The sequence below is a fragment of the Ochrobactrum vermis genome, assembly GCF_002975205.1.
In the GTDB taxonomy this organism is placed as follows: Bacteria; Pseudomonadota; Alphaproteobacteria; order Rhizobiales; family Rhizobiaceae; genus Brucella; species Brucella vermis.
In genome coordinates this window covers 441,150-463,074 of the sequence record NZ_PCOC01000002.1, presented here as the reverse complement: position 1 = coordinate 463,074, position 21,925 = coordinate 441,150, and the positions used below count along the sequence as shown (strand labels likewise).

The following is a 21,925-nucleotide window of genomic DNA, read 5'->3' as shown; positions in this document are numbered from 1 at the left end:
ATGTCTGTGACGGCGGGTGAGAAGCTTCCGCTCGCAGGCCGGGCAGCACGCCCGGCCCCGTAGCTGGTTATGTTCAGCCGCCGTCTGTCTGGGATTTCGCCACGGCCAGATGACCATCATGTGTCTCATTGCGGTCTCCCAATCCGTTGAGGACAAGATTGAGCGTCACTGAAACCACGCAAGCGACCACGACACTCGAATGCAAGATAGACTGCGTCCAGTCCGGTAGTTGCTGGAACAGATTGGGTGACATGATCGGAATGAAAGCGATGGCTAGCGTCAGTGCGACAATCAGAATGTTGTACTGATTATTCGCATAATCGACCTTGGACAATGACTGGATGCCTGCCGCCGCGACAATGCCGAACATCGCCACCGCTGCGCCGCCGAGTGCCGGTGCCGGCACCGCCGCGAGGACTGCACCGAACTTTGGAAAGAAGGCGATAACGCACAGCATAAAGCCGCACAGGGCGACGACCCAGCGGCTGCGCACGCCGCTCAAAATGATGAGCCCGACATTTTCCATATGAGCAATGAAGGGAAACCCTGCAAATACACCGGCAACCGCGCTGGCAAGACCGTTGGCGCGCACCCCATCGGCAACCTGTTCAGGCGTCACATCCTTGTCAACGATCTCGCCGATTGAAATGAACAGCCCCATGGATTCGACCGTCTGGACAATCATGACGATCACTATCGTCATAAAAGGCAGGACAGCGAACGTCGGCAGACCGAAATGGAACGGTGTTGGCACGGTGACCCAAGGAGCGGTTTCGACCGGACTGAGATTGCCCATCCCCAGGAGAAAGGCGACGAGAGCCCCTGCCCCCATGCCGAAAAGCACGGCTAGATTTTTCAGTAGCGGCGATCCAAGCCTATTGAATGCTAGAATGACGATCAGGACCAGCAGCGCCACGCCCAGAAAGGCCGGATCGCCGAAATCGGACTGGCCACGTCCGCCACCTGCCCATTGATAGGCTTCCGGCAGAAGCTGCACGCCGATGGCGGTGACAATGCAGCCCGTTACGACCGGCGGAAAGAAGCGTCGCAGATGGCCGGTGATCGGTGCGATTAGCATGATGAAGATGCCGCCTGCGATCACTGCTCCGCAAATACCCGCTATACCGACTCCCGGCATGGAACCGATAGCGATGATGGCCGAAACACTTGAAAAGGCGACACCGTTCATGATCGGGAGACGCACGCCGAAACGCCAAAACCCGATGGTTTGCAACAGCGTCGCGATACCTGAACAAAAGAAGGTAACACTGATCAGTATGATGGTTTCCTCGGAGCTGAAGCCGAGCGCATTGGCGATAATCAACGGTACCGCAACCGATCCCACATAGGACACAGCAACGTGCTGCAGCGCCAGAGTGAGTGTTTTCTTGGCTGGTAGTATTTCATCGACTGGATGTATTGCAGATGTCATCGTTGTTCCCCTTATTGAGTCAATTTCCAACGACTTGTGGCCGTTCCTTTCAAGACGTCTTGTCTCGACGTTTTCTTCGCGTATTCCATCAAACCGGCTTCGAAAATCATCCCCACTCCTTGTAATGTGGCGGATAAACTCCCAGCTTCGAAGCCGATCAGTCGCGGGTTATGACGCCCGGCACGCTTCTATACGGGCCTGCAGCGAAGCCCGGTCGAGATTGCGCCCGATGAAGATCATCTTGTTCGAGCGCTGGTCTCCGGCCCATGGATGATTGGGGCGGAACTCGATCTCATTGTGAACGCCGTGCAGGACGTAGCAATAGTCATCGTCCTGCACGGAAAAGATGCCTTTCATTCGGAACAGATTCTCGTTGTTCTGTCGCTTGAGTTCCTGCACCCAGCGCGAAATTTTCTGCGGGTCCATATTGCCCGGAAGCTCGATGCCGACCGACGTGACCGACACGTCATGCGTATGGCTGGCATCACCGAGCCATGTATGGTCGTGACCGTGATCCTCATGCTTCTGATTGTGGTCATCATCGTGGTGATGATGATTGTGTGTATGCCAGTCGAAATCGATCTCGGCTGCCATTTTGCGATTGCGGTCGAAGGCCGCCAGCCCAAGGATTTTGGTCAGATCGATCTGCGCATAGCTCGACAACACGATATCCGCAGTTTCGTTCAGGTGGCGGATGCGCTTGGTCACATCAGCGATATCAGCGTCCTGCGCCAGATCTACCTTATTGAGCACGATACGGTCTGCACAGACGATCTGATCGACCGCCTGATTGTCGATACCATCGAGATGAATATCGTCCAGATGCTGGCGGATATGCTTGACGTCGACCAGCGTTATGACGCCATCAAGATTGGTTTCGTTGCGGATCGGATCGTCAAGAAAGAATGTCTGTGCAACCGGATAGGGATCGGCAAGTCCGCTCGTCTCGATAATGATATGGTCGAGACGTTCCGGTCTGGCCAGCAGCTGGCGTATAACCCGCAAAAGATCATCACGCGCCTCGGCCACACAGCATACGCAACCATTGGTCATTTCGAAGATTTCTTCCGTACTGCCCACGACCAAATCGCCATCAATACCGATTTCCCCGAATTCATTCTCGATCACGGCAATTTTCATGCCGTGATTTTCCTTAAGGATGTAGTTCAGCAGCGTCGTCTTGCCGGAACCGAGAAAACCGGTAAGCACGGTGACCGGAATCTTGTCCTTGACTGTCTTCAACATCGTTTCTTCTCCCTTGGATTTTCGTTATCAGGGCGTCTTGAGCCACCGCCGCACGCCACCCGTCTCAAGATCGAAAAGATCGAGAACCCGGCCCACCGTGTGATCGACCATCTCCGCGATGCTCGCGGGCCTGGCGTAAAATGCCGGAACAGGCGGCGTCACGATTGCGCCCATCTGGGTGACGGTCAGCATGTTAGCGATATGGGTTTGCGTCAAAGGCGTTTCGCGGACCAAAAGCACTAGTTTGCGCCGTTCCTTCAACGTGACGTCGCCCGCCCGGCTGATCAGGCTTCCCGACAGGCCGTGGGCTATTTCCGCCAGCGTTTTCATCGAGCATGGCGCTACGACCATGCCCATGGTTCTGAAGGATCCACTCGAAATGCTGGCGGCCATATCGTCGGACTTGTAGAGATAGTTTGCCAGATCGCGGATATCGGCGAGCTTATAGTCTGTCTCGTGGGTCATGGTCAGAAGCGCCGACCGGCTGACGACAACGTGCGTTTCAATCTGGAGTCGCTGCAGAATTTCGAGAAGGCGAAAGCCATAGACGAAGCCCGATGCGCCGCTGATACCGACGACCATGCGCGGGCGGCATTCGTCTGGTCTTGGGGAAATAGCGTTCATGTCACCGCTCCCGTCAGTTTTACCCCGGCCAGACTGCCCACCAGATCGCGCGCACGTCCCAGCGCATCGTCGCCTATGACCGCACGAATACCGTGGAAATCGGGGCTGCGGGTTGCGTCGAGAGCGAGCCGTGACGTCGTGCCGTCGGCGCTTGAGGAAGGGTCGAGCGGGCTGCCCGGCAGACCATCAATCCTGAAGAGATCACGATGCGGCTGGAAATGCGTGGCTAGTGCCCACAGCACCTGACTGTCTTGCGTGACGTCTATATCGTCATCAACCGCTATTACGGTCTTCAAGTAAGGGTCCCAGCCGAGAAGACCGAGCATGACCTGGCGCGCCTCGCCGGGTCGGCTTTGCTTGAGCGCCACATAGCAATGAAAGTGTGTGCCGGAGGTGGGGTAATGCAACCGCGTCACCGATGGGAACCGTGCCTTCAGTTTTTCGAACATTTCGGCTTCGCGCGGCAAGCGTGCAAGGTTGAGATGCTCATCCGTCGCACCGCCCACCACATCGACCAGCCAGGGCGCCTTACGACGCATGACCGCCGTTATGTGAAACAGCGTATTGGTCGAACGATCCGAGGAATAACCGGAAAACTCGCCGAACGGGCCCTCCTCGACATGTGCATGAGGGTCAAGGTGCCCCTCCAGTACATATTCCGCTGCCGCCGGAACGCCGATAGCGTAGCGGGGCGTCCTGACAAGACGCAACGGCTCGCGCATCAGCCCGCCAGCAACAGCGCGCTCATCGGCGCCGAACGGCAACCTTGCCGAAGCGGCCAGCATGAAAAGCGGATGCGCTCCGATCACCATCGCGACCGGTAGCGGGCGACCGACTTCACGCGCCGTCTGATACATGCGCCATAAATGACCGCGTGAATGCAGGCTCGTTGCCAGCGCCGACTGGGAGTGCCGCATCGATCTGTGATAGCTGAGATTGGCGATGCCGGTTTCCGGATCACTCGCAACAATGATCGCATTTGTGATGTAGGGTCCGCGATCACTCTCGAAATGCCGAATCATCGGCAGTTTGTCGAGATCCACGTCCTTGCTCTCATCAACCTGTTCCATTACCGGGCCGTCAGCAACATATTCAGGCTCGATCGGAGTATTGGCTCGTTTCTGATACTCCCCATGAAGCTCGGAGACACTTGTTCCGAAAATACGGGCGATCCGTTCGCGCGACGCGAACACATTCGTGACCAGCGGTACCTCGCTGCCCGGAACCTGATCGCAGATCAGCATGGGCGTTTTGCCTTTTTCAGCCAGCGCGGCCACCAAAGCGGTGACATCGCGACCATCGTGCAGGGGGTCGCGGATATGAACAACGTCATCGGGATAAAGTTGCCGGTAGACGTTCGCGAAACTCTGAAAATCCTGTGTTCCCGTCTTGGTGATTGAATGCAGCTCGTTCATGACTCCTCCCGATGTCATTTCATGAAATGTGCGGGGCGCACGCGCACCCCGCACACCGCCTCAGACGTATGTCGCCTTGAGGCGTTTCTCCGCTTCCGCCAGATCCTTGGGAGGCTTGGTGGGTTCGATACCGACGAGACGGGCAATATTGTTGCCCAGATAGTCTTCGAGAATATCTTCACTAAGGTTCATGCCCTGCGGCTCAGGCGAACACAGAACCTCCAGCTCGCGCAGCCACATGCCCGGATTGTTCGGCGGCGAATCCGTTCCGAACACGATCTTGTTTGGCGGCAGTTGCTTTGCAAACTCCACGATGCGCGACTGGAAGCACCAGCCGGACTCGCAATAGACATTCGGTGAATCCATCGCCATCCAGAACGCTTCGAACGAGTAGTTACCGCCCGTCTGTATCCCGAAATGACCGATGATGAAGTTTACCATCGGGAATTCGCGAATGATGGGATAGAACTGCGTCGGGATCGAATAAGGCCCGTCACCCGTGTGGATAAGCACGACGACGCCCAACTCCGCACACTTCTTCATGGCAGGCCGGAGCCATTCCAATGCCCGGTCAGGGCGATAACCATGCATGTTGGAATGCAGCTTCAGCATTTTGAAGCCGTATTCCTTGACGTGGAATTCCAGTTCCGCAGCCCCGTTTTCCGGGCCCCAGCGGGGATTGAAGTTGAAGTTGCCGATGAAGCGGTCCGGATATTTCTGGCAAAGCTCGGCGACATAAGACATGTAATCGCGAATGCCGTCGCGCCCGCGGCGGTTACCATCGCGATAACCCGTATTGCCGGGTGGCGGCTGAATGAAGCCCATATCGATCCGGCGCGGCTTGCCGTTGATCATATAAGGGCCGTCCATGAGCTTCAGCATACGCTCACCGGTGAACGGTTCACCGGTATGACGCCAAGCCTCGTCGACCAAATTGGTTGGATGCAGATGGGTGTCGATGATCATGTGGATTCTCCGCTGAACTAGGCAAGGGTCGCCAGGTAGTGCTTGTTTTCGATGCCATGACGTTCAAGTTCGGCGACTGCATCCTGATAGGTGGCGGGTGGAGGTGTCGGCTCCATACCCAACATGCGAGCGAGATTGTTGCCGAGGTATTCCTCAAGCGTGTTCTCGTCGAGATTCATCCCTTGCGGTGGTTCGTGGCAGAGTACTTCCAGAAGGTTCAGCCACATTCCTGGTTCGTTGGGCGGAGTGTCTGAGCCGTAGAGGATTTTGTGGGTTGGCAGATCCTTGGCAAATTCAACGATACGCGACTGGAGACACCAGCTGCTTTCGCAGAACACGTTCGGATATTCCATCGCCCACTGGAAAGGCTCAAAACAGTAGACGCCGCCGGTCTGCACACCGAAATGTGCCATGATAAAATTGATGTCCGGATATTCCTTGATCAGCGGAATCCATTCCGTCGGAATGCTGTAAGGGCCATCACCGGTATGCAGCTTGACGAGCACGCCAAGCTCCCGGCATTTGTCGAGTGCAGGTCGCAGCCAATCCTTGGCGCGATCGGGCCGGTATGCGTGCATGTTGGCCTGCAACTGAACCATGCGGAAACCATGTTCCTTCACATAATGCTCGATGGCCTCGACCCCGTTGCGCACGCCGCAACGTGGATTATAGACAAAGCAGCCAATGAAGCGGTCCGGATATTTTTGAACCATTTCAAGCGTATACGCCATATATGCATCGATGGACTGACGCCCGTCGAGTTCGCCGTCCGTCCATGTGTAGATGGTGTTGCCCTGCGGCGGCTGGATGAAGGCCTTGTCGATACGGCGAGGTTTGCCGTTGATCGTATAGGGGCCGTCCATCATTTGAATCAGGCGCTCGCCGCTGAACGGATCGCCATCATGCTGCCAGGCCAGATCGACCAGATTGGTCGGATAGCAACTGGTATCAATGATCATTGATTGGTCTCCTTTTCCCGGTCGTGAAGGACCGATCCACGAGAAAACCAACTGCGTCCCCCTTTGGTGCAACAACCGTTCGCCAAGCGACGGCAGGCTTATTTTTCGACAGCAGTGATTTTCGTCACAACACACTATCGCCGCATAGACAGTGAGACGTACAATATCGTTTTCAGTAAGTGGTGAGACGATTTCGATATGGTTGGGACGCCGTTTCGACATCCATCCGCCCCCATCCCGAAAAAGCGAAATCACGCAATAAAAAAGCCGACCCAAAGGTCGGCTGTAACTCGTGTGGGACAAAACCGCCGCTGGCAGTCACTTGGAAAGCTGCTTGCTCCAGTCGAACAGCATGGTTGCGCTGAGAACAGCGAAGATAAGGATAATATCGAACACGAAAACCTCGAAAATAGGAAGCCACAGGGCCTTGTTGAACGGGCAAGGATTACCGGTCAGCATCCTTTGAAGACCTCTCAGATCTCCATCCCCACGCCTGACATGCGCCTCATAAATGCAATCGGGTTACGAAATCAAGGTGTGTGCCACGATTTTTCATCGCCGGGGCAGGTCGCGAGTAAAGCTGGTAATACTGGCGAGTAAGGCGGACAGAGCACCCGTGTATAGCGCATAAAGTGGCCCGAAATCGCCATAAAGATTGAACATTGCCGCCACGAGTGCCGCTCCAAGGGATTGTCCGGCAATGCCGACAAGCGTGGATATACCCCCAGCGCTACTGCTTCTGTCTGGGGGGGAGGACATTATCATCGCCTTCATGTTCGGCGCTTGAAACAGACCAAATCCGGCCCCGCATAAAGCCAGTCTGGTGCCAATGGCGTGAACGTCGCTGTCCGGTGGGAGAAGCGCCAGCAGAAATAGCCCCATTGTAATTGATAAAAGCCCGATGCCGCAAAGAAAGGCAGGCGACACGCGGTCTGAAATAGCTCCCGCAACGAGCGATGTCAGCGTCGCAAATACCGGCCATATCGACAACACAAATCCGGCTTCTATCTGGCTAAAGCCGAAGCGCTGTTGAAAAAGAAATGGCAGGGAAATAAACGCTGCGGCCATGGCTAGAAATGACAGAATGGCCGTCAGCGCCGACAGAGCGAATATGGGGCTGGCAAAGAGGTCGACCGGCAATGCTGTCATCAATGCTGACTTGCCACGGCGTATGAGAAAAATCAGGACGACTACACCTGACGCAGCAACAATCATGCTCAACTGTTGCTGGCTGTGCGCGAGGAAATGCAGACTAAGACAACAGATGGTCGTGAGCGCTGCCGCCAGACCGAGCCCGATCGGGTCAACGTCGCGCCCGGCAGGACGGGCGGACGGCGGCATGGCATAAAGTCCTAGGACCACACCCAACATCCCAATGGGTACATTAATGAGAAACAACCATGGCCATGAAGCCACGCTCAGGATAAGCGATGTCAGAGTCGGCCCTGCCGCCAGCGACAGCCCGACCACAAACGCGTTGATACCCATCCCGACCCCAAGCAGCTTTTCCGGAAATATGAACCGCGTGAGTGCAATTCCGGTTCCAGCGATGCAAGCGCCCCCAATACCCTGAAGCGTTCGACCGAATATGAGCGAGCCGAATGAAGATGAGAATCCGCATACTAAGGAAGCGAGGCTGAATAGAATAATGCCGGTTATAGCGATCCTTCTCGCCCCCAGTCTTTCCGCACAGACAATTGCGGGCAATAGGGCGAACACCATGGACAGCTGGTAAGAAGCGGTAATCCATATGGCTTGTGATGCGGTCAGCTGGAGGCTGAAGGCCATTTGCGGCAGAGCCGTGTTGGCAATCGCAATATCGAGATTGGCGACAGCCACATTCAGCAAAACTGCAACAATTGCGAGCACCCGATCCACACCATGAAGCCCGTCCTTTGTTGGGTCGGTTGCGGTATCCGTGATTGGACCGGCATATTTCAGCCTGAAGGATAACACGCTTCGCTCTTTCCTTTGGCTGCGCTTCGATTTCTACGACTTAAAGATGTCGACAACAGTGTTTTGCATTTTCAGTGTATGCATACGGGGAAGACCGCCTTGTGATGCGAATTTAATGGTCTGATTATAGGTCGTATGGACACCGATACGACTTATGATGATTTGAACGTACTTGAGGTCGTCGACACTGGTCGTCGTCGCCGTTTTAGCGCCACCGCCAAACGACAGATTGTTGAAGAAAGCTATAGCTCTGGGGACAGCGTCACGACGGTTGCCCGTCGCCACGGTATATTTCCAGCACAATTATTTTCATGGCGCAAACTGGCTCGTGAAGGCGCTTATGGAATCTGGAATGGAAAAAGCGCAGGAACGGGTTTTGTACCGGTTCGAATAGTGGAAAAAGGTTCTCAACAACGGCCCGTTCAGAAGCATATGCGCCAAGGGCAGTTTGAGATTATCTGTGCGAACGATCGCCGGGTTGTTGCTGATAGTGACGTCGATATCGATATTTTGGTTCGCCTTATCCGTGGCCTGGAGAGCCTGTGATGATCACGCTTCCTTCAGGCCAGAATGTACAGGTGTGGATTGCGACGGGTCATACGGACATGCGGTGTGGGTTTCCTTCTCTGGCACTTCGGGTGCAGGAGGTGCTGAAGCACGACCCGCTTGGCGGTCATCTGTTTTGCTTCAGAGGGCGGAGGGGCGATCTTATAAAATTAATCTGGCATGACGGCCAGGGGAGCTGCCTGTTCACAAAAAGGCTCGAGCGTGGCAAGTTTATCTGGCCTTCTGCGGAAGGTGGCGCTGTTGCGATCTCACCTGCTCAATTATCTTATTTGCTGTCTGGAATAGACTGGAGAAACCCGCAGGAAACATGGCGGCCGACGAAGGTTGGATAGTATTATTTCATTGAAAATATTGCAGGAATCTGATCGAATGACTTCATGCATCCAAAGCCGTTCGTCCTTCCTGATGACCTTGCCAGCGCCTACTTGGCGCTGCTGGCCGAACACACTGCCGTCGTCGCGGAACGTGATGTGGCTGTAGCAGAGGCTGCCAATGCGCAGGCAATGCTGTCGGACAGCGAGGCACTGATCGCGGCTCTTGAACTGAAGATCGAAAAGCTCAGACGGGAATTGCGCGGCCAGCGCTCCGAGCGCACGGCGCGTCTGCTTGATCAGCTGGAATTGCAGCTCGAAGAACTGGTGATGGCGGCGAGCGAAGATGAGGCTGCCGCACAGGTGGCATCTGCCAAAGCGTCGAACGGGCGTTCGTTTACGCGCCAACGACCGGTTCGCAAGCCATGGCCGGAAAATATCGAGCGTGAGCGTGTCGTCATCGATCCGCCGACGACTTGTGCTTGTTGTGGTGGTTCACGCCTGTCGAAACTGGGGGAGGACATTACCGAGACGCTGGAAGAGATCCCGCGTCGCTTCAAGGTGATCGAGACCGTACGGGAGAAGTTCTCTTGCCGGGACTGCGAGGTGATCAGCCAGCCGCCTGCGCCGTTCCATGCCACGCCACGCGGCTTTATCGGTGCTCAACTGCTGGCGACCATTCTGTTCGACAAGTTTGGCATGCACATTCCGCTCAATCGCCAGAGCACCCGGTTCAAATGTGAAGGAATTGACCTTTCGACCTCGACACTGGCCGATCAGATTGGGCTTGGAACGTCCGCTCTCATGCCGCTCTTTGATCTGATCGAGAGCCACGTCTTTGCCGCCGAGCGGCTTCATGGTGACGACACCACCATTCCCATCCGGGCGAAAGGCAGGTGCACGACTGGACGTATCTGGACATATGTTCTCGATGACCGGGCATTCGGTGGAACGGCACCGCCAGCGGCAGTCTATTATGCTTCGAGCGATCGGCGCGGCGAGCATCCACAGATGCATCTTGCCCAATATGGCGGTATTCTGCAGACCGATTGCTACAACGGCTTTGAACCGATTGCTGTTGCGCAAATGAAAGAGACGCCAATCACCTTCGCCTTTTGTCATGCGCATGCACGGCGGAAGTTCTTTGAACTGGCCGATATCGAAAAGAGCGCCCGGGACCGCAAGCGCAATGGCAAGCCGATCTCGCCAATTGCGCTCGAAGCTGTCAAACGCTTCGACGCACTGTTCGATATCGAACGACAGATCAACGGATTAAGTGCCGAAGAACGGGTGAACGCACGACAGGAGAAGAGCAAGCCATTGTTCGATGATATGCATGAATGGCTGAAAGAGGAGCGTGCCACACTGTCCAGCTCATCAGATGTGGTCAAGGCCATGGATTATATGCTCAAACGATGGGATGGCTTTGCACGCTTCCTCGAAGACGGCATAATTTGTCTGACGAACAATGCCGCAGAAAGAGCCCTGAGAGGTATCGCCTTGGGAAGACGCAACTGGACCTTCGCCGGGTCCCGGCGTGGGGCGGATCGTGCTGCCATCATGCTCACCTTCATCATGACCTGCCGTCTCAACGACGTCGACCCAAAAGCATGGCTGGCTGACGTCCTCGCCCGTCTGCCCGAGTATCCCAACACACGTCTGCATGAACTCCTGCCATGGGCATGGAAACATGCATCGGCGGCAAACGTCGAACTGGCGGCCTGAGGATGACATCTTCCGTCGTTCGCCTGAAGATCACCCTTGATCACGTCGAGCCGACAGTGATGCGGCGCGTTGTCGTGCCGTTCACCATTCGGCTCAGTCGGTTGCATGAAGTGTTGCAGGCGGCGATGGGCTGGACCAACAGCCACCTTTATGAATTCCGCATGCGTGAGGTCGGTTTTGGCTTGCCTGATGAGGATTGGGGGGACGGTCCCATCGATGCCCGCAAAGTATCGCTGCTGTCGGCCGTTCAGGACACCGGCGCAAAATCGTTCAAATATCTCTACGACTTTGGCGACGGCTGGGAACACAGCATCAAAATCGAGCGCATATTCCCGGCCATTGGTGCAGAAGGCCCGATGCTCATCGAAGCAACAGGAAACTGCCCGCCAGAGGACGTCGGTGGTCCATGGGGCTATCAGGAGTTCTGCGAGGCGCTTGCAGACCCGGCGCATGAGCGACATGCCGAAACGCTCGAATGGTGGGGCAGCAGCGATCATGATCCCGTCAACGCCAACTTCTCCCAGCTCAACAAAGCCGTCGAGGACCTGGCTGCAAAATGGGCGAGAAAAACGCGCCGCAAAACCTGAATGTCTGTCCGTGGGCGGTGGCAAACAAGCGAGAAGCGTTTACCGTGTAAACAGCTGACGAAAAAGTTCTTCCGAGCGCCGCAAACCTTCATCCGTCAGTATCAGCGACTTCGACTTGTTGACCGGATCACAGATCAAACCCTTCTCATGCAATCGGTCCGTCGTCGACCAGTCAAAACCCTTCCAGGCGCAACGCTCGTCATGAAGCGTCAGCCATAGCAAAGCCAGAACCGCATCGTCTATTTTGTCTTCGTCTATCTCCATCTCTCAACATAGCACACGCGGAAATCCAAGTCCTGCGGCCCTGAGCGTATGCGTACTTTTCAGTCACTATCGCTCCGACTCTTTTGAGACGTACAATATTGTTTGTTCGGGCTGGTGAGAGGTTTTCTATATGGCTTATAATCATCTGAAACCGTTTGATCTGCGAACGCTGCGTTACTTCCTAGTTGTCGCGGAGGAGCTCCATTTCGGTCGCGCCGCCGTACGTTTAAACATGTCCCAGCCTCCTCTCAGTCAGCAGATCAGACAACTCGAAGACCGTCTCGACGTTGTGCTGTTCAAGCGCAGCCATCACAATGTTGAACTGACTGCGGCCGGCCTGGCTCTGAAGGAGCAGGCCCCACTAATCTTCCAGCAATTGGAAAAAGCCGTTGTTACGACCCGTATGACTGCCGCAGGATCCATCGGTCGACTAGACATAGGTGTCATCAGTTCATCACTGGTCGGTATTATACCCAAGGCGCTTGATATCTTCACCAGTCGTTATCCCGATGTCGACTGGCAGCTTCACGAATTGACGCCAGCGCTCCAGATACAGGGATTACTGGAACGTCGCATTGATATTTGTCTTTTTCGCATGCCGCCGCATCAGGAAGGCCTGCAACGGGAAATCATTATGCAGGAGGCGCTTATGGTAGCTATGCCGAAATCGCATCCTCTCGCCAGTCAAAACACCGTCTCCTTGATGCAACTGAAGGATCATCCCTTCGTCATGTTCGGCCTGCACCAGTCGAGATTTGCAGATTTTCTCTATCAATGTTGCGTCAAAGCCGGGTTCACGCCGAGAATTCGCCAGCAGGTCGTCGAGGTACAATCACTTCTAAGCCTCGTCGGCGCCAATATCGGCGTTGCCCTGTTGCCGGCCAGCATGCGGCAACTGGCACAGCCAGAAGTGGTTTTCAAGCCAATTCATCCGTCACCGCCAGAGATCCCATTATACGCGACCTATCGCGCAGGAGACACCTCGCCAACACTTAAGCGTTTTCTGGCGATAATTGGTGAACTGATAACCGAACACCAGATAAAGACGGCCTCCGATGAATCGGACCGACAGATCCAGTCGGTTTTCGAAGGGCGCGAGAGCAATACAGACTGAAAAGCTGAAGCATCCTTGCGAAGGGTGCTAAAAGACATGGATTCCGGGTCAAGCGGGAATTACTGCTAGAGCGCACCCCGAAAAGTGTGAAACGATTTTCTGAACAAGATGCGCGTAAAAACAAAAGATGGAGCGGGCGGGGCCGAACAATGTCCGGCCCCGACTGTTCTTTATTATTTCGCTGCAATGGCCTGCAGACCGGCAAGCGCGCATTCTGCATCGGTTGCACCCGATGGTGCGCCGCCAACGCCAATGCCACCAATCAGCGCGTCGCCGATCTTGATTGGCAGTCCACCCGCCTGAATAACGAAGCGAGAATCCATGTCCCGCAAGCCATTATTGGCTGGCTTCGACGCTATAAACTCTGCAAGTTCACCGGAATCGCGGCCCAGAGCTGCTGACGTGAATGCTTTTCCTTCAGCGCTGTTACCGGTATGCGGACCAGAAAGATCGGCCTTGAGCAGAACCTTGGTCGATCCATCGCGTGCTACGACTGCGACGCTCACATTGTTGCCTTTGGCAACGCAGGCATCCAATGCAGCCTGTGCGGCCTTGGTTGCGAGATCGAGCGGCAGATAAGGCGTGGTGGGAAGCGTTTGAGCGAAAGCGGTAGCCGGAGCCATCGACAGAGCGATAATTGCAAGTTTACGGATCATGGTCGTTCCTCGGTTGTGATGAGTGACAATTAGTTTCCACCAGCGAGGAACGGAATCCGTAACATTTACGATCTTATCGGTAGTTCTACGGATTCGACTGTCCCTCCAGCCACAAACGCGTCATTTCCGCTTGCGAGGTAGTGCCTAGTTTCGACCCAATGGCCGCACGATGGCTGTCTATTGTCCGTGGCGACAGTTCCAGACCGTCGGCAATCTGACGGGTTGTGAAACCTTGTGCGATACGGTCCAGCACCTCGCGCTCGCGCGCAGTCAACGTGTCCAGCAATGCCACGGTTTCAGCTCTCAGTGCCTTGCTGCCCAGCGTTTGTTCAAGCAGTTGCTGGGCCTTCTGGATCGCGTCAATCAGATCCTGCTCATCCACGGGCTTGGACAGATAATCCACTGCGCCATTTCGAAACGCGCGACGGCAGGCTTCAATATCCCCATGACCCGAGATGATGATTACTGGCCAGTCAATTTCCTGTCCGGCCAACAGCTCCTGAAGTTTCAGGCCTGTCATGACCGGCATGCGAATATCGAAGATCATGCACCCCGGCTTCAGTCGTGGTAGCTGCGCCAGAAATACAGACGGATCAGCAAAACTCCTGACCTCGATATCAATGGTCGACAGGAGAAGGCTGAGCGACTTTCGTACTGCTTCATCGTCATCGACGAGATAGACCGGTTGAACCATCCTCTTAACTTCCCGTCTCATCAGCGATTGGGAGCACAACGCGAAACAGCGCGCCGCGCTCCTGTGGAATATAGGAAATCTCGCCGCCAAAACGTTCGACCAGCCGCTGGCTGAGTGCCAGGCCGAGGCCGGTTCCTTCAGGGCGATTTGTGGTAAACGGGGTAAACAGGCGCGGCAATAGTTCCGGTGCTACACCGGGACCATTATCCGCAATTTCCAGAATGGCTATCGGCCCGTCAGCTTTCAGGGATGCATTCACCCGTCGGTCCTGATCTCCGTCATGGAAGGATTCAATCGCATTACGGAGAAGGTTAAACATCACTTGCTCCATTTCCACAGGATCAACCGCAGCCATCAAAGGTGTTTCGGGCGTCACAAGTTCAACTTTGACGCCCCGCCGGGTCGCTTCCGAGGCCAGCAAGGTCTGCACATTTTGAAGCGACAGGCGTAGATCGGCGGGCGTCGTCTGCCGACGCTGCGGGCGAGACCAGTTGCGTAGCCGATCCAGGATGGCCGATGCACGACGCGCCTGCTCAACCATATCGTCCAGCGCTCCAGCGAGAGCCGTCATATTGTTGCGGTTCAACAAGCGGCGCCCTGCCTGCGCGCCAGCGAGAAGTGCCGTCAGGGGCTGTGTCAGCTCATGCGCCATGCCGCTTGCCATCTCGCCCATCGTGTTGACCCGCGAGGCATGGGCCAACCGTGCCTCAAGGCCGCTCAGTTCTGCGCGACGTTCCGCATGACGTGTGCGTTGTGTCTGGCGGACAATGACCAACCCACCGAAGAACAGCAGATTGGTGAGGACAAAAATCGGGATCAACTGGTCAAAAGGCAATAGATCGGTCCAACGCATGGCGAGCGCAGTCTGGAAAAGAAGCGGCTGTGTGGCGCTCCCCAGTTTCTTGGAAAAACGCGCTTCGCCGAACGAGACAGGGCTGCTGAACAGAATCGTTCCATCGGGCATGAGGATGCGTCGTGCAACACCTTCACGGCTCCAGAATGCGTCGTCAGAGGTAATCAGACTGCCGGCATTGATCGCCAGCGCCAGGCCGTCGTGAGGATTATCCGTATTCGGACTGCGTTTTACGATCAAATAGTGCCCTGGCCGTGCTGTGGGTGCCAGCAGTTCGGGAACACCGCGTGATGAACGGGCCGCCGCACGTATGGCATCGGCCAGTTCAAGCTCCAGCTTTCTGGTGCCTGTCACAGGCACAGCTGGGCCCATCGGCACGAGTTGAATTTCATCGATACGCGAATAGAAACGAACAATCGTCGCCGCCACTTCAAGGAAAACGTCGTCCTGCGAGACATCGGCCGTTCGCGCCTTGGATTGGGCAATCGTGGAAAGCGCCGTCAGATGGGCATCGTGCTGGTCGGCACGCTGGGACGCCTCGCGATGTAACGTGAAGCTGGCAGCTTGTAGTTCGGACAACAGGGCGGCGCGCTGATAGACAACGAGACCACCTATCGTCAGAAGATTGAACAGCAACCACATGAGGATCGGAAGTGCGGCAGACCGGATGCTTCTATTGTGGAGATTCATACATTACATCCCGGTATCAGCCGCTGTTTAGACAGAATATCGACCCAACTGACAATCATAATTCGAACAAGTCTTGCGAAGTTATTGGAATTTCACAAGGCTGGCAAATGCAGTGTCGGCTGAAGGGGCTATGGCTTCGCGACTGCGCGAAAAGCCGCCGCCAGCTTTTTGACCGCGATCTCGATTTCCGTCGGTGTGTAAGCTGCAAATCCCATCAGAAAACCAGCCTCTCCACCACCCGTAGCATAAAGCCCGGACAAGCCGAGGAGCTCGATTCCGACGCGCTGGGCAGCCGCGACGGCATGGCGTTCCGATAGGCCGCCCGTGAGACGGCAAGACATCTGCAGCCCCCCGGCAGGTACATGTGGTTCGACAAAATCCGCAAGATGTTTTTCGATCAAGCCGGCCAGCAGGTCACGCCGTTCGGCATAGATGCCGCGCATAGACCGGACATGTGCACCAAAATGTCCGCCCTCCATGAACCGGGCAAGCGTCAACTGCGCTATTGGTGCGGAATGCCCGTCAAGCAGAGTGCGCGCAACGGTCATCGGTTTGACCAGTTGCGGCGGCAATACCATGTAGCCAATACGCAGGCCCGGAAAGAGTGATTTGGTGAAAGTGCCGATATAGATTGTCCGATCATGCCGGTCGAGGCCTTGCACGCAGGCCGTCGGCTTGCCAGCGTAGTGAAACTCGCTGTCATAATCGTCCTCGATAATCCATGTCTGCTGGCGGGCAGCCCATTCAATCAGTGCCAGGCGACGATCCAGCGACAGGGTCGCACCGGTCGGAAACTGGTGCGAAGGCGTGAGAAACACGGCCTTGGCTTTGCTCGTTTCGCTTACCATCCGCTCGATCACAATACCCTGCTCATCCACACTGACCGGGATAGCTTCAAGTCCGGCGGCATCGAACGCCTTGCGTGCGCCGTAATAGGCTGGATCCTCGATGAAAATTCGGTCACCGGGATCGAACAGCATGTTTGCACATAAAGTCAGTGCCTGTTGCGAGCTGGTGAGGATCAGCACCCTGTCGGGTGTCGCGCGTCCGCCGCGTTCCAGGTTCATGTATTCGGCGACAGTGCGCCGCAGGCCCTCTGTCCCCTGCGGATCGCCATGCAGAAGCGCCTGCGTACCGGTTTCCTTCAAAACCTGTCGCTCCAGACGCTCCCAAAGCTGAAGCGGGAAGTTCCGGGTTTCCGGAACGCCGTGGGCGAAAGGCCGTGGCGAAAGGAGCTCGCGCACGCCACCGCTGCAAAACATGACCGCTCCACGCTTGCTCAGGTTAGGCGACTGATTGCGCAAAAGCGCGTCGCGCTGGGAAACGCTGCGTCCGGGCGTGAATTCCGTTATCTGCGCCACAAAACTTCCGCTGCCCACCCGGCGGTCGATGAAACCCTCGGCATGCAACTGCGCATAAGCCGCTTCGATCGTGTCTCGGGACACGCCCAGCGATTTGGCGAGACTACGCGAAGCCGGAAGTGCCTTGCCCGGCCCGAGTGCGCCATCGACGATCAATTGCCGGATTGATCGCTGAATGCGGGCGTGGAGCGGCATGGCCGCATGGGCGGGGCGGGCAATCCACGCCTTAACAGATTCAAGTTGGGAGTGCTTGAACAAATGGACTGGTCCTAAATGGCAAAATGGATGGGATCATCAGTCCATTAAATGATTAATTGTCAAGACGTCTTGTCGGCCTTGCGCCCCGAATCCCAGAAGGTTTCTCAGGATGATGTCATCCCGTGCTTCAACGTCACAGATCCGCATGAGTGATCTTACCCATCCAATCGTGGCGGGCCTTATCTCCGTCATCGTCAACTATGGCGGCACATTCATCCTGGTTTTTCAGGCTGCAAAGGTCGCAGGATTAAGCCCGGCACTGACTGCCTCCTGGGTCTGGTCGGTCTCCATCGGCGTCGGGCTCAGTGGTCTTTATCTCAGTTGGCGTTATCGAGAGCCGATCATTACCGCCTGGTCGACGCCAGCCGCGGCCTTTCTTGTCACAGCCCTTGCCACCACATCTTATGCCGAGGCGATCGGCGCCTATATGATTTCGGCTCTCGCATTCGTCATCCTCGGCGTGTCGGGCTATTTCGAGAAAGTCATCCGGCTGATACCGCCGGGCATAGCTTCGGGCCTGCTGGCCGGTATTCTGTTGCAGTTTGGAATAGGGGCCTTCGGCGGCACCACCGTCGACCCAGTGCTGGTTGGACTGCTGATCGTTGCCTACGTCGTTTTGAAAAGGCTGTACGCCCGCTACGCCGTGGTCGGCATTCTCGTGCTTGGACTGGCTTTTCTGCTTCTGCAAAACCGGGTCGACCTGACGGGACTACGGCTGGAATTCGCAGCTCCGGTCTTCACCATGCCGGAGTTTTCTCTCAATGCCCTGCTGTCCGTCGCGCTGCCATTGTTCCTCATCACACTGACGGGGCAGTACATGCCGGGAATGCTGGTTCTGCGCAATGACGGCTTCAAGACCAGCGCCAATCCAATCGTTACCGTAACAGGTCTCGGTTCGCTCATCATGGCACCCTTCGGATCGCATGCCTTCAACATTGCGGCAATCACGGCGGCAATCGCGACCGGGCCTGAAGCACATGAGGAAGCATCAAAGCGCTGGATCGCCGGTATTGCGGCGGGTGTCTTCTACGTTCTCGTCGGCGTGTTCGGTGTGACACTCGCTGCTGTCTTCATGGCATTTCCGGCAAGCTTCATCACAACGCTCGCAGGTCTGGCCCTGCTGGGCACGATCGGCGGCAGCCTGGCTGGCGCCGTGTCAGACCCCGCACATCGCGAAGCGGCGCTGATCACCTTTCTGGCATCAGCCGCAAACATCAATCTCTTCGGTATTGGCGGTGCGTTCTGGGGACTGATAATCGGGCTGGTTGCACATATCGTTCTCAACGGTCGCCTGCCGCGTCGTGAACGGGCCGAACTGAGCGTAGGCGAAGGAGCTATGAAATGACTACCAACGGCATTGGAATGATCACCTCCATTATTTCAATCCAGAGCCAGGTCGTGCACGGGCATGTCGGCAACAGCGCAGCCGTTCTGCCGATGCAGGCCCATGGGTTGAATGTTGCCGCAGTTCCTACGACCTTGCTGTCCAACAATCCGCATTTTGAAACCATGCGCGGGCGTGTTCTCGAATCCGAGCTGGTCGGCGATCTCCTGCGCGGCGTCGAAGAACGCGGGCTGATTGAAACAAGCCGCTATATCGTTTCCGGCTATCTCGGCTCTCAGGCGAACGGGGATGTGGTCGCAGCGTTCGTCGAACGCGCGCGCCAGATCAATCCGGACATTAAATACATTTGCGACCCGGTGATGGGCGACACCAATCTCGGGGTTTTCGTAGCCGATCCGGTGGTGGAATGTATCGTTGAAAGGCTTGTTCCGCTGGCCGATCTACTGACACCCAACCAGTTCGAGTTGGGTCTTATCACGCAGACCGAGGTGACCTCGTGGCCCGCGCTTGAAACCGCAGTTGCCCGAGTGCAGGCATTTCGCGGCGCCAAACTAGTCGTGACAGGCTGTAATCTGGCCGACACGCCTGAGGGTTTGTTGGAAAATATAGTCTTCGACCGCAAGGGCACGCGACTAGCGTCATCGCACCTGCCAATCTTACCTGTCGGGACCGGCGACCTCTTCACAGGCCTTCTGACCGCCAAACTTGCGCGGGGGAATACACTCGTGGAGGCAGCGCGCGGCGCCGCTGCCACCGTGTTCGAAGTACTCAAGCGCACCATGGAGGCGGGTGAACAAGACATGCAGCTTGCCAGTGTCATCGATGCGCTCAGCTCTTAGGCACGCAGGAAGCCTGACCGTTCCTGCAATCCTCTCTGACGAAAGTTCCCGATCCATGCCGACGCGCGACAATTCCGGCAAATACCAACATGCCGATCGCCTCTCTCAACGTTGCCCGCGAAACCTTCAGATCGTCGGCAAGATCGGATTCATTTGGCAGACGTTCACCATTGCGCCACTGCCCCCCAAGGATCGCAAGCCGCACTTTCTCCGCGACTTGTATCGCAAGCGGCTGTCTGTCTAACGGGCGCAACCATTCTGCTGGCCCGTTGTGTGCCACTTTGTCTTTTGCCATGCTCAGCCAGTCTGCGTGGCAGCGTCAGATGTGGAAACCTGGATTGCATAGCGGCGCGCCAGAACAGCCCCCACCAGAATCTGGATCTGGTTATAGAGCATGATCGGCAACACGATCATGCCGAACCCTGGCAAACCGGCGAACAAGACCTGAGCCAGTGGCAGTCCAGATGCCAGGCTTTTCTTCGAGCCGCAGAAAACGGCAGCAATCTCATCTTCACGGGCAAAGCCCAACCAGCGCGAGCCAACCATCGTAAAGCCAATCACACCTGCCAAAAGAATAGCGCAAAGAACGATTGCCATGATGAGCCCCATCGGCGGCAACACCTGCCAAAGCCCGGCGGTGACCGATTGAGAGAATGCCGAGTATATAATCAGCACAATCACTGACTGATCATAATTCTCTAGCCAGTGCTTACGTGTTGAAAGAAACGGTCCGAGCCAGCGATGGCAGGCTTGTCCCAGACCGAAAGGCAACAGCAGTTCGATGATCACATCGCGCAAGGCGTAGCCCAAATCAATTGACCCGGATGAACGCATGAAAACCGTCATCAAAAGCGGCGTCAGCAACAATCCGAAGACATTCGAGCCAGCCGAATTGCAGACCGCAGCAGGCACATTACCCCTTGCCATCGCAGTATAGGCAATAGAACTGGAAATTGCGGAAGGCAGAACGCCCAAATAGATGAAACCAAGGACAAGATCCGGCGGCAGGATGCTTTCGGGAACAAGCCGCAAAGGCTGCACGATCAACGGAAAGACGACAAAAGTCGTCGCAAAAATAAATCCATGCAACTGCCATTGCTTCAAACCCGAAACAATCGCCCTGTGAGACAGCGCTGCTCCGTGCCCAAAAAACAGCAGGCCAACGCCAATAGTTCCCAGCATACTGACCGCATCGGCCGCATTGCCGGTCGCGGGGAACAGCGTTGCCAAAACAACCGCGGCAATCATCAAAATTAAAAAAGGATCAAGGCGCATCTATTCATCCACTATTCGTTCGTCGGCTTGACCGACTGTTGCTTGGGGGATAGATCTCTGCGCAATTGGTCTACAAATTGGTATGGATGGCCACCGGATGACAGATCGCATTCCGACCGCCGAAGCGATGCAACGCATGCGGAAGCTGCTCGTGGAAAAGAACTTCGGCCCACAGGATAAGATCCCGCCCGAGCGCGTGTTGTCGGCGACACTCGGCTGCAGCCGCGAAACGACGCGAAAGGTGCTACGTCAGCTTGAGATCGAAGGCGCGGTGTGGCGTCACCAGGGCAAGGGCACCTTCATGGGCCCTCCCGCGTCAAACATCGAACGGCCCATAGACCGGATCATCGATTCCGCGTCCGCTCAGGACCTCATGGATGCAAGACTCGTCTATGAGCCAGCCCTCGCCGCGGCTGCGGCCCAATATGCCACGCAAGATGACCTCGCCACCTTGCGCAAGCTTGCTTTGGCAACTGGTACAGCCCGCGATTGGCGGGAATATGAACGTTTGGACGATGCCTTTCACAAGGCAGTTGCGCGCTCAAGCGGAAATGCCCTGCTCGCCGCAATCTTCAGCTCGCTCGCTTCGGTTCGTGGACGCTCAACCTGGCAGCGGAGACATGATGCGATCTTTCGCGAGGCACGCAAGCGTGAATACGCGACCGAGCAAAGCGTGATGCATTTGGCAATCGTCGATGCAATTGAAGCCCAGCAAAGCGACCGTGCCCACCACGCCATGCACGCTCATTTGGAAGCGATCCGTGTCCTAGCCCTTACATTCCGCTGATG

The 21,925-nt window shown here is 56.0% G+C and carries 23 protein-coding genes; 8 read left to right on the top strand and 15 right to left on the bottom strand.

Annotated elements, in window-relative coordinates:
- Nucleotides 1-73: 73 nt before the first annotated feature.
- The 8 genes from CQZ93_RS16445 to CQZ93_RS16415 form a co-directional block, all read right to left on the bottom strand.
- Entirely contained in the window at nucleotides 74-1,432 is a 1,359-nt protein-coding gene (locus CQZ93_RS16445; RefSeq protein WP_105543704.1) for a nucleobase:cation symporter-2 family protein, read from the bottom strand.
- Nucleotides 1,433-1,600: 168 nt separating this feature from the next.
- Complete coding sequence (locus tag CQZ93_RS16440; RefSeq protein WP_105543703.1) at nucleotides 1,601-2,677, bottom strand: CobW family GTP-binding protein; 1,077 nt, start codon at nucleotides 2,675-2,677, stop codon at nucleotides 1,601-1,603.
- A gap of 27 nt (nucleotides 2,678-2,704) precedes the next feature.
- Nucleotides 2,705-3,301, bottom strand: a complete 597-nt coding sequence (locus CQZ93_RS16435) for a UbiX family flavin prenyltransferase (protein ID WP_105543702.1) — start codon at nucleotides 3,299-3,301, stop codon at nucleotides 2,705-2,707.
- Nucleotides 3,298-4,716: a UbiD family decarboxylase gene (locus CQZ93_RS16430; RefSeq protein ID WP_105543701.1), complete on the bottom strand. Its 1,419-nt coding sequence runs from the start codon at nucleotides 4,714-4,716 to the stop codon at nucleotides 3,298-3,300. The genes CQZ93_RS16435 and CQZ93_RS16430 overlap by 4 nt, the downstream gene beginning before the upstream one ends.
- Nucleotides 4,717-4,776: 60 nt before the next feature.
- A complete protein-coding gene (locus CQZ93_RS16425) occupies nucleotides 4,777-5,682 on the bottom strand; it encodes an amidohydrolase family protein (protein WP_105543700.1) in 906 nt (301 codons plus the stop codon).
- A gap of 17 nt (nucleotides 5,683-5,699) precedes the next feature.
- Nucleotides 5,700-6,641 (bottom strand): amidohydrolase family protein, encoded by a 942-nt coding sequence (locus CQZ93_RS16420; RefSeq protein WP_105543699.1) that lies wholly within the window; start codon nucleotides 6,639-6,641, stop codon nucleotides 5,700-5,702.
- Nucleotides 6,642-6,959: 318 nt separating this feature from the next.
- Nucleotides 6,960-7,100, bottom strand: a complete 141-nt coding sequence (locus CQZ93_RS26680) for a hypothetical protein (protein WP_181153412.1) — start codon at nucleotides 7,098-7,100, stop codon at nucleotides 6,960-6,962.
- A gap of 93 nt (nucleotides 7,101-7,193) precedes the next feature.
- On the bottom strand, nucleotides 7,194-8,597 hold the full coding sequence (locus CQZ93_RS16415) for an MFS transporter (RefSeq protein WP_105543698.1): 1,404 nt from the start codon (nucleotides 8,595-8,597) through the stop codon (nucleotides 7,194-7,196).
- 135 nt (nucleotides 8,598-8,732) lie between these two features.
- Between CQZ93_RS16415 and tnpA the strand changes: the two genes are divergently transcribed.
- Genes tnpA through CQZ93_RS16395 form a run of 4 tightly spaced genes read left to right on the top strand, consistent with a single transcriptional unit; the run spans nucleotide 8,733 to nucleotide 11,787 of the window.
- Nucleotides 8,733-9,143 carry an IS66-like element accessory protein TnpA gene (gene tnpA / locus CQZ93_RS16410; protein WP_105543697.1) on the top strand — a complete coding sequence of 137 codons (411 nt, stop codon included), beginning with the start codon at nucleotides 8,733-8,735 and terminating at the stop codon, nucleotides 9,141-9,143.
- Nucleotides 9,143-9,496: an IS66 family insertion sequence element accessory protein TnpB gene (gene tnpB, locus CQZ93_RS16405; protein ID WP_105543696.1), complete on the top strand. Its 354-nt coding sequence runs from the start codon at nucleotides 9,143-9,145 to the stop codon at nucleotides 9,494-9,496. Before tnpA ends, tnpB begins: the two co-directional genes overlap by 1 nt.
- Nucleotides 9,497-9,541: 45 nt before the next feature.
- Entirely contained in the window at nucleotides 9,542-11,200 is a 1,659-nt protein-coding gene (gene tnpC / locus CQZ93_RS16400) for an IS66 family transposase (RefSeq protein WP_105543695.1), read from the top strand.
- Between the two features lie 2 nt (nucleotides 11,201-11,202).
- Nucleotides 11,203-11,787, top strand: coding sequence for a plasmid pRiA4b ORF-3 family protein (locus tag CQZ93_RS16395; protein ID WP_105543694.1), 585 nt, complete (start codon nucleotides 11,203-11,205; stop codon nucleotides 11,785-11,787).
- Nucleotides 11,788-11,826: 39 nt separating this feature from the next.
- On the opposite strand, the gene CQZ93_RS16390 is transcribed toward CQZ93_RS16395, so the two are convergent.
- Nucleotides 11,827-12,051, bottom strand: a complete 225-nt coding sequence (locus tag CQZ93_RS16390) for a DUF6429 family protein (RefSeq protein ID WP_105543693.1) — start codon at nucleotides 12,049-12,051, stop codon at nucleotides 11,827-11,829.
- 130 nt (nucleotides 12,052-12,181) lie between these two features.
- Between CQZ93_RS16390 and CQZ93_RS16385 the strand changes: the two genes are divergently transcribed.
- A complete protein-coding gene (locus CQZ93_RS16385; protein WP_105543692.1) occupies nucleotides 12,182-13,165 on the top strand; it encodes a LysR substrate-binding domain-containing protein in 984 nt (327 codons plus the stop codon).
- Between the two features lie 173 nt (nucleotides 13,166-13,338).
- Here CQZ93_RS16385 and CQZ93_RS16380 read toward each other — a convergent pair whose 3' ends face one another.
- The 4 genes from CQZ93_RS16380 to pdxR form a co-directional block, all read right to left on the bottom strand.
- Nucleotides 13,339-13,821 carry a GlcG/HbpS family heme-binding protein gene (locus CQZ93_RS16380; protein ID WP_105543691.1) on the bottom strand — a complete coding sequence of 161 codons (483 nt, stop codon included), beginning with the start codon at nucleotides 13,819-13,821 and terminating at the stop codon, nucleotides 13,339-13,341.
- 85 nt (nucleotides 13,822-13,906) lie between these two features.
- A complete protein-coding gene (locus tag CQZ93_RS16375) occupies nucleotides 13,907-14,515 on the bottom strand; it encodes a response regulator transcription factor (protein WP_105543690.1) in 609 nt (202 codons plus the stop codon).
- 4 nt (nucleotides 14,516-14,519) lie between these two features.
- A complete protein-coding gene (locus CQZ93_RS16370; protein ID WP_105543689.1) occupies nucleotides 14,520-16,058 on the bottom strand; it encodes a sensor histidine kinase in 1,539 nt (512 codons plus the stop codon).
- 128 nt (nucleotides 16,059-16,186) lie between these two features.
- Nucleotides 16,187-17,677, bottom strand: coding sequence for a MocR-like pyridoxine biosynthesis transcription factor PdxR (gene pdxR, locus CQZ93_RS16365; RefSeq protein ID WP_105543688.1), 1,491 nt, complete (start codon nucleotides 17,675-17,677; stop codon nucleotides 16,187-16,189).
- Between the two features lie 109 nt (nucleotides 17,678-17,786).
- Between pdxR and CQZ93_RS16360 the strand changes: the two genes are divergently transcribed.
- Nucleotides 17,787-19,022, top strand: coding sequence for a benzoate/H(+) symporter BenE family transporter (locus CQZ93_RS16360; RefSeq protein WP_105543687.1), 1,236 nt, complete (start codon nucleotides 17,787-17,789; stop codon nucleotides 19,020-19,022).
- A complete protein-coding gene (gene pdxY, locus CQZ93_RS16355; RefSeq protein ID WP_181153411.1) occupies nucleotides 19,019-19,861 on the top strand; it encodes a pyridoxal kinase in 843 nt (280 codons plus the stop codon). Before CQZ93_RS16360 ends, pdxY begins: the two co-directional genes overlap by 4 nt.
- Here the strand turns inward: pdxY and CQZ93_RS16350 are convergent.
- Both CQZ93_RS16350 and CQZ93_RS16345 read right to left on the bottom strand, forming a co-directional pair.
- Nucleotides 19,851-20,156, bottom strand: coding sequence for a FadR/GntR family transcriptional regulator (locus tag CQZ93_RS16350; protein WP_105543686.1), 306 nt, complete (start codon nucleotides 20,154-20,156; stop codon nucleotides 19,851-19,853). The genes pdxY and CQZ93_RS16350 overlap by 11 nt on opposite strands.
- A 2-nt stretch (nucleotides 20,157-20,158) precedes the next feature.
- A complete protein-coding gene (locus tag CQZ93_RS16345) occupies nucleotides 20,159-21,136 on the bottom strand; it encodes a bile acid:sodium symporter family protein (RefSeq protein ID WP_105543685.1) in 978 nt (325 codons plus the stop codon).
- Nucleotides 21,137-21,233: 97 nt separating this feature from the next.
- Here CQZ93_RS16345 and CQZ93_RS16340 point away from each other — a divergent pair, with 97 nt between their 5' ends.
- Nucleotides 21,234-21,923 (top strand): FadR/GntR family transcriptional regulator, encoded by a 690-nt coding sequence (locus tag CQZ93_RS16340; protein WP_105543684.1) that lies wholly within the window; start codon nucleotides 21,234-21,236, stop codon nucleotides 21,921-21,923.
- The last annotated feature ends 2 nt before the right edge of the window (nucleotides 21,924-21,925 follow it).

Excerpts from the sequence above, each read along its gene's own strand:
- tnpB (WP_105543696.1), top strand. The coding sequence starts at position 9,143 with ATGATCACGCTTCCTTCAGGCCAGAATGTACAGGTGTGGATTGCGACG.
- CQZ93_RS16350 (WP_105543686.1), bottom strand. The coding sequence starts at position 20,156 with ATGGCAAAAGACAAAGTGGCACACAACGGGCCAGCAGAATGGTTGCGC.
- CQZ93_RS16375 (WP_105543690.1), bottom strand. The coding sequence starts at position 14,515 with ATGGTTCAACCGGTCTATCTCGTCGATGACGATGAAGCAGTACGAAAG.
- CQZ93_RS16360 (WP_105543687.1), top strand. The coding sequence starts at position 17,787 with ATGATGTCATCCCGTGCTTCAACGTCACAGATCCGCATGAGTGATCTT.
- CQZ93_RS16390 (WP_105543693.1), bottom strand. The coding sequence starts at position 12,051 with ATGGAGATAGACGAAGACAAAATAGACGATGCGGTTCTGGCTTTGCTA.
- CQZ93_RS16385 (WP_105543692.1), top strand. The coding sequence starts at position 12,182 with ATGGCTTATAATCATCTGAAACCGTTTGATCTGCGAACGCTGCGTTAC.
- CQZ93_RS16425 (WP_105543700.1), bottom strand. The coding sequence starts at position 5,682 with ATGATCATCGACACCCATCTGCATCCAACCAATTTGGTCGACGAGGCT.
- CQZ93_RS16420 (WP_105543699.1), bottom strand. The coding sequence starts at position 6,641 with ATGATCATTGATACCAGTTGCTATCCGACCAATCTGGTCGATCTGGCC.
- CQZ93_RS16380 (WP_105543691.1), bottom strand. The coding sequence starts at position 13,821 with ATGATCCGTAAACTTGCAATTATCGCTCTGTCGATGGCTCCGGCTACC.
- CQZ93_RS26680 (WP_181153412.1), bottom strand. The coding sequence starts at position 7,100 with ATGCTGACCGGTAATCCTTGCCCGTTCAACAAGGCCCTGTGGCTTCCT.
- tnpA (WP_105543697.1), top strand. The coding sequence starts at position 8,733 with ATGGACACCGATACGACTTATGATGATTTGAACGTACTTGAGGTCGTC.
- CQZ93_RS16435 (WP_105543702.1), bottom strand. The coding sequence starts at position 3,301 with ATGAACGCTATTTCCCCAAGACCAGACGAATGCCGCCCGCGCATGGTC.
- CQZ93_RS16440 (WP_105543703.1), bottom strand. The coding sequence starts at position 2,677 with ATGTTGAAGACAGTCAAGGACAAGATTCCGGTCACCGTGCTTACCGGT.
- CQZ93_RS16430 (WP_105543701.1), bottom strand. The coding sequence starts at position 4,716 with ATGAACGAGCTGCATTCAATCACCAAGACGGGAACACAGGATTTTCAG.
- CQZ93_RS16395 (WP_105543694.1), top strand. The coding sequence starts at position 11,203 with ATGACATCTTCCGTCGTTCGCCTGAAGATCACCCTTGATCACGTCGAG.
- CQZ93_RS16370 (WP_105543689.1), bottom strand. The coding sequence starts at position 16,058 with ATGAATCTCCACAATAGAAGCATCCGGTCTGCCGCACTTCCGATCCTC.
- CQZ93_RS16445 (WP_105543704.1), bottom strand. The coding sequence starts at position 1,432 with ATGACATCTGCAATACATCCAGTCGATGAAATACTACCAGCCAAGAAA.
- tnpC (WP_105543695.1), top strand. The coding sequence starts at position 9,542 with ATGCATCCAAAGCCGTTCGTCCTTCCTGATGACCTTGCCAGCGCCTAC.
- pdxY (WP_181153411.1), top strand. The coding sequence starts at position 19,019 with ATGACTACCAACGGCATTGGAATGATCACCTCCATTATTTCAATCCAG.
- CQZ93_RS16345 (WP_105543685.1), bottom strand. The coding sequence starts at position 21,136 with ATGCGCCTTGATCCTTTTTTAATTTTGATGATTGCCGCGGTTGTTTTG.
- CQZ93_RS16340 (WP_105543684.1), top strand. The coding sequence starts at position 21,234 with ATGACAGATCGCATTCCGACCGCCGAAGCGATGCAACGCATGCGGAAG.